Below are 11,304 nucleotides of genomic sequence, written 5' to 3' on the forward strand. Positions count from 1 at the left end.
CGCTCCTACTTCGCCAGCTCCTGCGGCGGTGCACCGCTGACCGTGATCCGTCAGTACATCGAGGGCCAGAAGCGGCCTGTCTGACCGTCAAAACAAAGACGGAGCGAACTCCAGCGCTGCGCACCTCCGGGACGAGGATGCGTTTCCCTCCCCGGCTGAAGCCGGGGATACCCACGCAAGATCAGGGATGGAGCGGTCGTCGGGGCCCAAGCCCAACGACCCGTGCCAGTCCTGCGCCATGGGACCGAGGTGCCGGATGGTTTCCTCGCCCCGGTAGCTCCACGTGCTGACTGGCATCAGCGCGACCGCGCGCAGGATGGCGAACCCGTCTGGCTTGTGTGCGATGGTGCTCTGGTCGTCCTCCGGCTGGGTAGATGTGGAAACGGAGAACCAACCAACTGGAGTGACCTGGCACTTGATGGCACGGTCGCTTCCTGCCCCATGGCCGCCGGAACCCGTTCGGTATGACCGCTTCGGCTGATGTGAAGTCTTGGGCTCACCCGGTGTCCGCTTCTTCGCGGTCCGGATCTGCTCCTCGATGATCCCTAGCATCTCCGAGCCCGCGAGGGTCTCCGGGTGGCCTTCGCCCAACACCATCGTGTCCGGGCGTCGTGGCACTGTCCAGCGGAGTCCGCGCTGCCCGCGAAAGAGCTCCTGGACGTCCCGGAATTCACCATGGGTGTCCGGGAATTGACCGTGGACGGCATTCTCACGGTCCCCTTGGATCAAGTCGCCGGGTCGGATCCCGACACAGTCCCAGGAGGTCTCGTCATGTCGTTTGTCCTACGTGCACTGGACGGGTCGCCGCTTGTGGGCTGTCTGGCCCTCGTCGCACTTGTGGGCCCAGCGCTGCTCAGGCAGCTGCTGTTGTTCATCGGCTTCAAGCGGGCGCTGCGCAATGCCCGAAACGATGAGGCTCAAGTTTCGTTGTTCACTGTGTTCTCGGCGGGGCTGGCACCGCATCGCTTCCCGCATGGGAGCGGACAGACGGATTTGAACCCATCGGGTCAGAGCACGGCCGAGGGGCAGGGACCAGCCCGGCCGACGTCATGACGCGTCCGCCTCGGTCGCAGCGGGCGGTGCCTGCCAGGTCAGCGTCTCCAGCCGCGGCCGGGTCGGCCAGCGGACAGCGGTGCATCCAACAGTGCCGTCGGCTCCGGGCCGGTCCCTGGAGGACCGGGCCGTCGCGTCGCTGGTGGGAGCGTGCCGTTGAAGCTGGTGCGTCGTCAGAACCTGCTGAACTGGAACAGTTCATTCGGACACGGCTGCCCACCGAGCGGCAGGGGCGGACACGACGCGCCCCACCTATACCGGGCAGATGCGTCAGCTGTGCCGCCAGGCCGACGGGGCTTTGGGGGCGGATCCCGAGCACCAGCATCAATCATCAGGGCACTGCTCGGCGGAGGCCGGCGAGACACAGATCTACGCGGTGCTCGCCTGGCAGCCAGCGCGGGGCTACGGCGGCACTGCCGACGTGGTCTCCTACGCGCAACTGGTCGGCGTGCCCGTCACAGTGCTCTGGCCGCACGGCGCCTCACGCTAGTGTCCAGCGCCTCACGCAGACCAAAGCGAAGCGGCAGGCGGGGCTGAGGCGCCCGGTCATGGGACAGGTGTCTGAGTTCGATGTCTTCAGTGTTCACGCAGTAGTCTCGGGAGCCCGGGCACCGGCTCCCGCGGGATTCCTGGTCGGTCTTTCGGCAGCAGCAGTTGCAGTCCACCTGGCCTGGCCTCGCAGGTGACGGGAAGAGGCAGCGTCACGGATTCGCCGTCGATTCCTGCGTGCAGTTGCCGCCCCCAGCCGTGCAACGTGATGCTGGCCGCCGTCCAGGTGATGGCTGCATCACCCGGCGTGCCTGGATCGGGCTGCCGCCGCAGCTCACCGCGAAGGTGCCGGAGGAGGTCCGGCGGCGGGTCGGTCGGGCGTTTGAGCACGATGCCGCCGAGCAGTCCTGAGGTGAGCGTGAAGCGGCGTCCCAGGTTGCGCGGAGTGGCAATGTGGTACGGGTTGTTGGAGACCAGCACCACCTGCGGGAGCCGGACGGTTCCCTGCGGGGTGTCCACGTCGGCCTCGACGCATTGCCTTCCTGCGAGGTAATCCGGTGCGACCGAAGCGAGGGTACGCGCCTTGTCCTCCCGGTACCCGGGTTCTAGCAGGGCGTCGGCGTAGAGGCCGAATGAGACGTTGTTGATGAAGACGTGAGGGCCTATAGAGCCGAGATCCACACGTGTGGGTACGCCGTCGATCAGCGCGCTCAGTGAGGACACCGGGTTGCGGATGTCGAGGCCAAGATCCCGGGCGAAGTGGTTACGCGTGCCTGCCGGGACCACCAGCAACGGTCGATCCGCGGCGGCGGCCACGGCGGCCACGGCCGATACCGTTCCGTCTCCGCCCGCGACTCCCAGTACCTCAGCTCCTTCCTGGACCGCGAGACTGGCGAGCGACGTCGCATCATGCTCGGCACTGGTCGACCAGACCTGTGCGCCCATACTCTCAGCCTGGTCGATCAGGCCGAAACGGGCAGTCTTGCCTCCGCCCGAGCGTGGATTCGCCACGACCACTACCCGGGTGCGCACGTCAGCTCCCGCCATCACCGCACCTGCTTTTGCCGCCCGGGTCGACTGCCGACCGATTGAATCTCATGCGACCAGGCTGGCAGACATAGGTTCCCTCCGCTGGCTGGGGAGGACCGCTCGGCCTTCCCACGGGGGCAGTGGCCGCGGGACGCCGATGGCTCGGCGGATCTGTGTGCCGTGTCCGGGAACACCTCAAGATCACACCCTGGATCACGCGGTCCAGCAAGCTTTCTCCCGGAGCCAGGGCGAGCGGCTGCTCCAGGCTCGGCTGGTCCGTCTGGAGGCCACCCGGCATGAGACCTCCCGTGACTGTATCGGCCTCCGCCCTGAGCAGAGTGCATTGTCACTGGCCGCAGCAGCAGACCTGCTGCTGGACGCGCTGGCTGGCCTGACTGAACACCGATGCTCGGCGTGGGCGAAGGAACATGCGCGACCAGCTGGTGCGACAACTGGCAGAACACCTGGGCTGGTTCAACCACCCCTCGGTATCGGCCACCGCCGCGCTGATCGATCAGGCCGAGCGGGATCCGCGGGTGCGGGAGTTGCGGCAGCGCATCTACGGCGCCGCGGTCGAGGACCTCCGTGCGGCTTTGAGGACCGGTGTGGAGCGCGGCGAGCTGCGCCCCGGTGCTGACGACCACGCCTCGCTCCTTCTCACACGGATCATGGGGCCGCTGTTCTTCCGGCGCTATCTGCTCGGCCAGGCGTTGGACGCGGAGTTCGTGGTGTGGAGCGTGGACCACGCGCTGACCGCGTGGCAGCCCTACGCGTAGGTGCTCGCCGACGAGGCGTCCGCAGCGCTGCGGGAGACGGCGGGCGCCGCGGCGGGGCCTCTCCTCTGTCATCCCTTCGCGCGGGTTCGCGCGGGGTGGTCTTCCACGCCCGCGATCGCGGCGTCCAGCGCACAGCTGAACATCGTGTCGATCACGTTGTTCGAGGGTGCGGGTGCCTCATCCCCGCCGGGGCCGACCGCTGCCGGCGGGAAGGTGCTCCACCGCTGCAGCGCTCCGGTCAGTTCGCTGACCAGCAGACCCGTAAACACGGCACGCAGGGTGGCGGCGACGCGCGGGATTTCCGGCGCGGGCAGTTCGGCGGCGGCGAGTGTCTCTGTGAGTCCACGCCAGAACGGGTCGTCCGGCTGGATGAAGTCGGCGCGCCCGAAGGAGTACCCCATCAGCTTGGGGTGACGGTGTGCCAAGGCGCGGAAGTCCAGAGCCAGTTGACGTAGCCGGTCCTGCCAGGAGGCATCCTCCCGCTCCGGCGTGCGGAACTGGGAGCCGACGCGCTCGGTCACACCGCGCAGCACGGCGTCCTTGTTCGGCACGTGGTGGTACAGCGACATCGGGTTCGCGTCCAACGCCGCAGCGAGTTTACGCATGGTCAGCGCCTCGACCCCGTCGGCGTCGATGAGTTCCAACGCCGTGGCGTAGATGCCGTCCTTGGTGAGCGGTACGTCCCTCTTCCTCGTCCCCCGGGGAGCCTTCTTTGGAGTTTCCATACGGCGTATGGTACCACTGAAGACAGTTCCGTACGCTGTATGGAAATCGGGGATCCCGCTGTCATCAGCGGCCTCCCCGGCATGCACAGCGCCCTTGCCCCATCCGACACTCTCCGCACGAAGGAGCAAGCCATGGCCACGCAACCCGTGACCGACCTGCGCCCCATCCGGTCCCCGCGGGGCGTCCCCCTCCTGGGCCACACGCCGCAGATCCCCGATACCAACCCCGTCGCGTACTTCGGTGAGCTGTCCAAGCGGTTCCCCGAGGGTCTCTACGGCATGGACATCGCCGGCATCGAGCAGGTCTTCGTCTACGACCCGGACCTGGTGGCCGAGATCTGCGACGAGACCCGGTTCTTCAAGCAGATCGAGAAGACGCCGCTGAGTCATGTCCGGGACTTCACGGGGGCGGGCCTGTTCACGGCCCACCAGGACGAGGAGGAATGGGCCATGGCGCACCGGATCCTCCTGCCGGCCTTCAGCCAGCGGGCCATGAAAGCCTACTTCGGGCAGATGCTGGAGATCGCCCAGAACCTGGTCGGTAAGTGGGAGAGCCGGGAGGGCCAGCCGGTCAACGTCACCGACGACTACACCCGGCTCACCCTCGACACCATCGCCCTGTCGGGGTTCGGCTACCGCTTCCAGTCCTTCGGCAAAGAGGAGCTGCACCCCTTCCTCAACGCGCTGCTGGAGGCGCTGATCGAATCGATGCGGCGCTCCCAGTCGCTGCCGATGATGACCAAGCTCCGTAAGGCCGACGACAAGAAGTACCACGAGAACATCCGGCTGATGCGCGACCTGGTCGAGAGCGTGATCAAGGAGCGCCGCGACGGGAAGGGCACCGGTGAGGAGGACCTGCTCGGCCTGATGCTGGAGGCCACCGACCCGGAGACCGGCAAGCTGCTGGACGATGACAACGTCCGCGACCAGGTGGTGACCTTCCTGATCGCCGGTCACGAGACCACCAGCGGCCTGCTGTCGTTCGCCACGTACTCGCTGATGCGCAACCCTCACGTGCTGGCCCAGGCCTACGCCGAGGTGGACCGCCTGCTGCCGGGCGACACGGTCCCGGACTACAACACCATCATGCAGCTGGACGTCATCCCGCGGATCCTGGAGGAGACCCTGCGCCTGTGGGCTCCCATCCCGCTGATCGCCAAGGCGCCGATCGAGGACACCGTCATCGGCGGCCGGTACCAGCTGAAGAAGGGGACCAGGGCCAACATCCTCATGGGCGCGCTGCACTCCCATCCCAAGGCATGGGAGCGACCGCACGAGTTCGACATCGACCGGTGGCTGCCGGAGAACCGCGCCAACCAGCACCCGCACGCCTACAAGCCGTTCGGCAACGGCGTACGCGCCTGCATCGGCCGGCAGTTCGCCCTCACCGAGGCCCGCCTGGCCCTGGCGTTGGTGCTGCAGAAGCTGAAGTTCTCCGACAGCAGCGACTACCAGATGGACGTCCGCGAGGCGCTGACCCGCAAGCCCGGCGACTTCCAGCTGGTCGTCCACCGTCGTCAGGAGCACCAGCGAACCGTCTTCGGCACCGCGGACCTGCAGACGGACGACACGCAGGCGCAGACCTCGCTCCGCGGCGTCGGGGTGAACCTGACCGTCGCCTTCGGCTCCAGCCTGGGCTCATGCGAGGACCTGGCGCGCACCGTCGCCGACCGCGGCGAGCGCTCCGGCTTCGGCACCACCCTGATGAGCCTGGACGACCTCGGCGACAACCTGCCAACCGAAGGACTGCTCGCCGTCGTCGCCGCCAGCTACAACGGCAAGGCACCCGACAACGCCCAGCGCTTCGACGACCTGCTCGCCGCCGGACTTCCCGAGGGCTCACTGTCGAACGTGCGGTTCGCGCTGCTGGGCGCCGGCAACACCCAGTGGGTGGCCACCTACCAGGCCTTCCCCAAGCGGATCGAGGAAGGCCTGCTGGCCGCCGGCGCCACCCCCGTGGTCGAGCGCGGCATCGCGGATGCCGCCGGTGATTTCGACGGCATGGCAACCCGCTGGACGGACACCCTGTGGGCCACCCTGGCCGAGGAGTATGCCGCCGACACCTCCCAGGCGAGCGGCCCGCGCTACCAGGTTCAGCTGCTCACCGAGGCGGACGTGCGTCCCGCCATAGTCTCCGAGCAGGCTTACCCCCTCACGGTGCTGGCCAACGAGGAGCTCGTGGCCGACGCGACCGGACTGTGGGACTTCAGCATCGAGCCGCCGCGCCCCTCCGCGAAGTCCATCACCATCGAGTTGCCGGAGGGTGTCACCTACGACACCGGCAACCACCTGGCCGTCTTCGCCAAGAACGAGCCGGCGCTGGTCGACCGCGCCCTCGCACGGCTCGGCGTCGACCGCGACCAGGTGCTCCGGCTCGACCAGCCCGCAGGCGGCCGCACCCACCTGCCGGTCGGCACGCCCGTCACCACGGGTCTGCTGCTCACCGAGTTCCTGGAACTGCAGGACGTCGCCACTCGCTCCCAGGTCCAGACCCTCGCCGAGCACGCCCCGTGTCCGTGGACCAGGCCGCAGCTGGAGGCGTACACAGCCGACACCGAGGAGGCCGAGGAACGCTACCAGAAGGAGATCCTCGGCAAGCGGGTCTCGGTGCTCACCCTCCTGGAGCGCTTCCCCGGCGTCGAGCTGCCGCTGGCGTTGTTCCTGGAGATGACGGGCCCGATCCGGCCCCGCTTCTACTCCATCTCCTCCTCCCCGCTGGCCAACCCCCGCCATGTGCGCCTGACCGTCGGCCTGCTGGAAGGACCCGCCCTGTCCGGCGACGGCCGGTACCGCGGCACCTGCTCCTCCTACATCGCGGGCCTTCAGCCCGGAGACGTCGTCTATGGCTACGTGCGCGTGCCCTCCCCGGCCTTCGCCCCGCCCGCCGACCCCGCCACGCCACTGATCCTGATCGGGCCCGGCACCGGCATCGCACCGCTGCGCGGCTTTTTGGAGGAGCGCGCCCGCCAGCACGAGAACGGCACGCAGGTGGGCCTGTCCCAGGTCTTCATCGGCTGCCGCCACCCGGAGCACGACTACTTCTACCGCGACGAGATGGAGATGTGGGAGCTGTCCGGCATCGCCCGGGTCCACACCGCCTTCTCCGCTGTGGCCGGTCACCCGGACCGGTTCGTGCAGAACGCCCTCGCAGGCGCCTCCGAGACGGTGTGGCAGGCGCTTCAGGACGGCGCGTACATCTACGTCTGCGGTGACGGCCGCCGCATGGCACCCGCCGTGCGCGAGGCGCTCGCCGCGATCTACCGCGAGCACACCGGCAGCGACGACGAGGGCGCCCAGGAGTGGCTCGCCCAGATGGAGGCCGACGGGCGCTACCAGCAGGACGTCTTCGCCTGACTGGTGCACGCCGGAAGGCGTGTGCCACCCCGGATGCCGGGAGGCGTGCGGCACACCGCGCTGCCGGCCGTACGCCTCCCGGCCACCACAAGCCCGCCAGACACCACACGGCACCGCCGGCCCGAAACCGAAGGGCGGTGCCGCTCACAGAAGGCAGATCTTCATGGACACCATGCTCGCTGGACGCTTCCACCTGGACAGCAAGAAGTTCGCGGTGGAGGAGATCCCCGTCCCCGTGCCGGGCCCTGGAGAGGTCCTGATCGCGGTGAAGGCCGCTGGCGTCTGCCTCTCGGACGTCCACCTGATAGACGGCTCGCTCGTCCCGCTGTTCGCCACCTCTGATGCGGTCACCGTCGGCCACGAGGTCTCCGGTGTGATCCACACCCTCGGCGCCGACCTCAAGCGCGGCCTGACCGTCGGCACCCGCGTCACCCTGGAGGCCGGCAAGACCTGCGGCCGGTGCGCCAGCTGCGTGCGCCGCCGCCCGTGCACCCAGATGCTCACCGCTGGCATCGACTACGACGGCGGGTGGGCCCAGTACACCGTCGCCCGCGAGGACACCCTCATCCCGATCCCCGACAGCCTCCCCTTCGACCAGGCCGCGATCATTCCCGACGCGGTCTCCACCCCCTACGCCGCCGTCGTCGCCACCGCAGGCGTCCGTCCCGCCCAGTCCGTCGGCGTGTGGGGCGTAGGCGGAGTGGGCGCGCACAACGTACGCCTCGCCCGCCTGGTCGGCGCCGCGCCGATCATCGCCGTAGACCCGCTGCCCAGCGCCCGCAAGCGCGCCCTGGCCTTCGGCGCGGACCTGGCCCTGGACCCGGCCACCCCCGACTTCGCCGACCAGGTCCACGCGGCCACCGGCGGACGGGGCCTGGACTTCGCCTTCGACTGCGCCGGCGTGCCCGCCGTCCGCGAGCAGGCCGCCTCCGTGCTCGGCCTGAACGGCTCCCTGATCCTGGTGGGCATCACGCCGCACCCGCTCACCATCAGCGAGGGCCTGACCTTCAACTACCTGAGCAAGCAGGTGCGCGGCCACTACGGCGGCTTCCCCGAGTCCGTCTCCGAGCTGGTGCAACTGACCGCAGCTGGCCGCCTCGATCTGGCTCCCTCTATCACCGACCACATCCCGCTCGCCGACGCTGCCGGCGCCGTCAACCGGCTGGCGAACAAGATCGGCGACCCGATCCGCCTCATCCTCGTCCCCTGACACCTGTCAGTAGGACATCAAGCCACCTCGGGCAGGGGTGAGTGTGCGCCGGTGCTTGAGGGAGCACCGGCGCACACGGCTTTACGGCTATCCGCCGGCCTGGCACGCGCCGACTCCGCGGGTCAGGTCGGCGGGGCTGAGGGCCGGAGCAGGGAGCACCGCCAATGACAACTCCGGCCCAAACCCGCCTCCAGCAGGGCGGAGGGCCACAGGAACCGCGTTGTCCCTACTCGCATGCAAGATGGATTTTGGTGGTCCAACCGCCACGAAATCGACCCAGACCATGGTCGTGAGGTTCCGTGCGTGCCCCTCCCGGCGACTCGTTTTGAGCATTGCCGTCGCGGCGGGCGCCCGCCGCGTGCTGATGGGCCCGGCAGATCGTGGAGTCGACGTTGACCTCCCAGATGATCAGCCCCGCCGCATCGGCACGGGTCTGCAACCTCGTCAATAACGCCGACCAGGTCCCGTCACGTTGCCAGCGCCGGAAGAATCCATAGACCGTCTGCCACGGCCCGTACTCCCGCGGCAGGTCTCGCCACGGAGCTCCAGTCCGTACCCGCCAGCGGACTCCGTCGATCAGTCTCCGTCGACCCACCATCGGTCGTCCGAGGGCCGTGATCGGCAACAACGGTTCCAACGCGGCCCACTGCTCGTCAGAAAGATCTCCTCGCCCCACAACGCGATCATCACAGCGTGAAGCGAGTACCGACCCAACTTCCAAAACCCGGCCTAGACCGGTCAGACTCCCGGCAGGGCGGGCAGAGGCCAGGTGGCGTTCTCCTGTGCTTCTGCGCGGGGAGGCCGAACAGCCGCAGAAGCATGGGCGGCCAGTTGGTCGGTGACATGCTCGGCGTCCAAGCCGGGGCGGATCTCCACCAGGTGGAGCGCTCCGAGCAGGCACCCCAGCCATAACCACAGCGGCCTGCGGGTCGTCGATGTCCAACCGTCCGCTGTCAGCCTCAGTCACGCAGTGCTTGCTGGTGCGCACAAATCCTGCCTATTTACTGGCCAGGGCTTCGGCCTTTGCACGGATCAGCAAAGCCTCCAATGAAGCGGATTCCGCCTCCAGGATCGCTGAGGCGGCGTAGTCGATCGCGAACGACGCAAGGATGCTGTGGGGGCGCTACTCACCGACCCCGCACGGCGCGAGGCGATGGCAGCGCGGTCACGGGAGCACGGGAGGCCGGATGCGGCGGACCGGCTCGTGGACGTCGTCCTGTCCGCCGCATCCGGCTGAATCGCGCCAGGGACTACGGGCGGCTGCCGATGTGCAGCGCTGTGCCTGCCTCGATCAGAACGGCGCACTCGTTGAAGGCCTCATCCCTGTGGCCCATCGGGTCGGGGATGTCGCGGTCGCCGAGGTAGAGGCCAAGTCTGTGGGCGTTGTTCTCGCCGCAGACCGCTTGGAGCGTTGCGAGGACGGCGGTGTCCATCGCCAGGCCGCCGCCCGCCCACTGCACGAGCCCCCGCCCTGGAAGCAACACCTTGATGATCGGCAGGCCCCTTAGCCATTGATATCCAAGGCCGTCCCGTAGAGCCGCTCCACCCTCAACCGAATGACGATTCTGCGGTCGGCGACCAGCTGCTCGAGGAACGCGTCTTCGTCCTCCGGCTTCGCGGCCGTCGGGATCATCGCGAGCAGTTCCCGCCCGACTGCGTCGCCGGGAACCGTCGTGATCTCGGAAGCCTCTGCCGCACCCTCGGCGACGGCGAACGACCAAACGTCACCGCCCCGCACATGCAGTGCCGCGCGCGGGTTGCGCTGCAGGTGTTTGACCTTGACGCGGTCGGCCGTGGTGGACAGCCGCACGATGCGGGCCTCGGGGTCCCAGTTGTAGACCATGGTGGTCAGGTGTGGATGGCCACTTTGCTTGACAGTGGCGAGGGTCCCGAACTGCTGCCCGGCGAGTACGGCGGAAAGGGCTTCGTCTGACAGGGAGCGAGGCGCTGGTCCTTGAGTCATGCCGTGATCAACTCCCGTGATCTCCCCCGCATTCCACGCCCTCTTGCGCCTACCATCCACTTTCGCAACAGGCACCAGGTGCCCCGGCCTCCACCGCTGCCGACGCCCCGGCGTGGCTGAGGCTGCTGTGTCCGCACCGGCGAACCAGGCGTCGGGGAAGCTGTGGGACGGCACCATGGATGCACAGCACGCCTTCGGCGACCTCGACGGGCAGCGGCCCGCACTGGCGGGCTTTCCAGCAGCACCTCGTACGCCTCGTCCATCGTCGCGGCCCGGGCGAATGGGCGGCCCTCGGCGTAGGCGACGATGCGTTGCGTCTTCCAGTGGACGCCGTCGGGGCGCTCGGTGAAGAGGGCGCCGGTGAAATCGACGTAGGGGAGTTCGGGCAGGCCGATCACGGGGCCGATCCAGCGGTTCGCCGCGTCCATCCAGGAGGTGGCCCAGCACAGGTCGTAGCCGAGGGCGAGGAGGGCTCGGCCGTGGTCCGGGTGGAGCCAGACCCGGAGCGGCCGGCCGGGCCTCAGCGCCACGCGGATCGTGGTGTACCCCGCGGGGCGACGCTCCCTCTGGGCCGCGTACGGATTGAGCGGGCCGTCGACGTCGAGGAACATTGACATCCTCGCCCACCTAAAGGAGGGCGATTCCCGCCTGCCGCGCTGTTGTCGGGCGCGGCTTCGGGTGGGTTCCTGTTTCATCGCGCTGCGC

At 68.5% G+C, this 11,304-nt stretch carries 10 protein-coding genes and 1 pseudogene; 5 read left to right on the forward strand and 6 right to left on the reverse strand.

Translation table 11 applies throughout. The annotated features are described in order from the left end of the window. Positions 1-1,318: 1,318 nt before the first annotated feature. Positions 1,319-1,543: a hypothetical protein gene (locus tag ABZV42_RS41490; RefSeq protein ID WP_356057433.1), complete on the forward strand. Its 225-nt coding sequence runs from the start codon at positions 1,319-1,321 to the stop codon at positions 1,541-1,543. Positions 1,544-1,629: 86 nt separating this feature from the next. Here the strand turns inward: ABZV42_RS41490 and ABZV42_RS41495 are convergent, their stop codons facing one another. Continuing rightward, the gene (locus tag ABZV42_RS41495; protein ID WP_356057417.1) at positions 1,630-2,574 is read right to left on the reverse strand and encodes a diacylglycerol kinase family protein; all 945 of its coding nucleotides are present in this window, start codon (positions 2,572-2,574) and stop codon (positions 1,630-1,632) included. Positions 2,575-2,999: 425 nt separating this feature from the next. On the opposite strand from ABZV42_RS41495, the gene ABZV42_RS41500 reads away from it, so the two are divergent. Beyond that, on the forward strand, positions 3,000-3,347 hold the full coding sequence (locus ABZV42_RS41500; RefSeq protein WP_356057419.1) for a TetR-like C-terminal domain-containing protein: 348 nt from the start codon (positions 3,000-3,002) through the stop codon (positions 3,345-3,347). A gap of 68 nt (positions 3,348-3,415) precedes the next feature. Here ABZV42_RS41500 and ABZV42_RS41505 read toward each other — a convergent pair whose 3' ends face one another. After that, positions 3,416-4,072, reverse strand: a complete 657-nt coding sequence (locus tag ABZV42_RS41505; RefSeq protein ID WP_356057421.1) for a TetR family transcriptional regulator — start codon at positions 4,070-4,072, stop codon at positions 3,416-3,418. Positions 4,073-4,204: 132 nt separating this feature from the next. On the opposite strand from ABZV42_RS41505, the gene ABZV42_RS41510 reads away from it, so the two are divergent. Together ABZV42_RS41510 and ABZV42_RS41515 are read left to right on the forward strand one after the other, a co-directional pair. After that, positions 4,205-7,426, forward strand: a complete 3,222-nt coding sequence (locus ABZV42_RS41510) for a cytochrome P450 (RefSeq protein WP_356057423.1) — start codon at positions 4,205-4,207, stop codon at positions 7,424-7,426. Between the two features lie 163 nt (positions 7,427-7,589). Then, the gene (locus ABZV42_RS41515) at positions 7,590-8,636 is read left to right on the forward strand and encodes a zinc-binding dehydrogenase (protein ID WP_356057425.1); all 1,047 of its coding nucleotides are present in this window, start codon (positions 7,590-7,592) and stop codon (positions 8,634-8,636) included. Positions 8,637-8,862: 226 nt separating this feature from the next. Here ABZV42_RS41515 and ABZV42_RS41520 read toward each other — a convergent pair whose 3' ends face one another. Then, on the reverse strand, positions 8,863-9,546 hold the full coding sequence (locus ABZV42_RS41520; RefSeq protein WP_356057431.1) for an IS5 family transposase: 684 nt from the start codon (positions 9,544-9,546) through the stop codon (positions 8,863-8,865). A gap of 186 nt (positions 9,547-9,732) precedes the next feature. Between ABZV42_RS41520 and ABZV42_RS41525 the strand changes: the two are divergent. Beyond that, positions 9,733-9,873: pseudogene (locus ABZV42_RS41525) on the forward strand (UDP-N-acetylglucosamine--N-acetylmuramyl-(pentapeptide) pyrophosphoryl-undecaprenol N-acetylglucosamine transferase); the annotation flags it as partial. A gap of 13 nt (positions 9,874-9,886) precedes the next feature. Here the strand turns inward: ABZV42_RS41525 and ABZV42_RS41530 are convergent. From ABZV42_RS41530 to ABZV42_RS41540, 3 genes are read right to left on the reverse strand one after another with little or no spacing between them, the layout of a single operon-like run. After that, positions 9,887-10,117, reverse strand: coding sequence for a hypothetical protein (locus ABZV42_RS41530; protein ID WP_356057427.1), 231 nt, complete (start codon positions 10,115-10,117; stop codon positions 9,887-9,889). Positions 10,118-10,140: 23 nt separating this feature from the next. Continuing rightward, entirely contained in the window at positions 10,141-10,599 is a 459-nt protein-coding gene (locus ABZV42_RS41535) for a TIGR03618 family F420-dependent PPOX class oxidoreductase (protein ID WP_355991402.1), read from the reverse strand. Next, positions 10,596-11,216, reverse strand: a complete 621-nt coding sequence (locus ABZV42_RS41540; protein WP_356057429.1) for a hypothetical protein — start codon at positions 11,214-11,216, stop codon at positions 10,596-10,598. The genes ABZV42_RS41535 and ABZV42_RS41540 overlap by 4 nt, the downstream gene beginning before the upstream one ends. Between the last annotated feature and the right edge of the window lie 88 nt (positions 11,217-11,304).

Source organism: Streptomyces sp. NPDC005281 (genome assembly GCF_040607495.1).
Classification (GTDB): domain Bacteria; phylum Actinomycetota; class Actinomycetes; order Streptomycetales; family Streptomycetaceae; genus Streptomyces.

What these genes read in the sequence shown, in the direction of transcription:
- ABZV42_RS41535 (WP_355991402.1), bottom strand. Translation starts at nt 10,599, where the DNA reads ATGACTCAAGGACCAGCGCCTCGCTCCCTGTCAGACGAAGCCCTTTCC.
- ABZV42_RS41510 (WP_356057423.1), top strand. Translation starts at nt 4,205, where the DNA reads ATGGCCACGCAACCCGTGACCGACCTGCGCCCCATCCGGTCCCCGCGG.
- ABZV42_RS41505 (WP_356057421.1), bottom strand. Translation starts at nt 4,072, where the DNA reads ATGGAAACTCCAAAGAAGGCTCCCCGGGGGACGAGGAAGAGGGACGTA.
- ABZV42_RS41500 (WP_356057419.1), top strand. Translation starts at nt 3,000, where the DNA reads ATGCGCGACCAGCTGGTGCGACAACTGGCAGAACACCTGGGCTGGTTC.
- ABZV42_RS41515 (WP_356057425.1), top strand. Translation starts at nt 7,590, where the DNA reads ATGGACACCATGCTCGCTGGACGCTTCCACCTGGACAGCAAGAAGTTC.
- ABZV42_RS41520 (WP_356057431.1), bottom strand. Translation starts at nt 9,546, where the DNA reads ATGGCTGGGGTGCCTGCTCGGAGCGCTCCACCTGGTGGAGATCCGCCC.
- ABZV42_RS41490 (WP_356057433.1), top strand. Translation starts at nt 1,319, where the DNA reads ATGCGTCAGCTGTGCCGCCAGGCCGACGGGGCTTTGGGGGCGGATCCC.
- ABZV42_RS41540 (WP_356057429.1), bottom strand. Translation starts at nt 11,216, where the DNA reads ATGTCAATGTTCCTCGACGTCGACGGCCCGCTCAATCCGTACGCGGCC.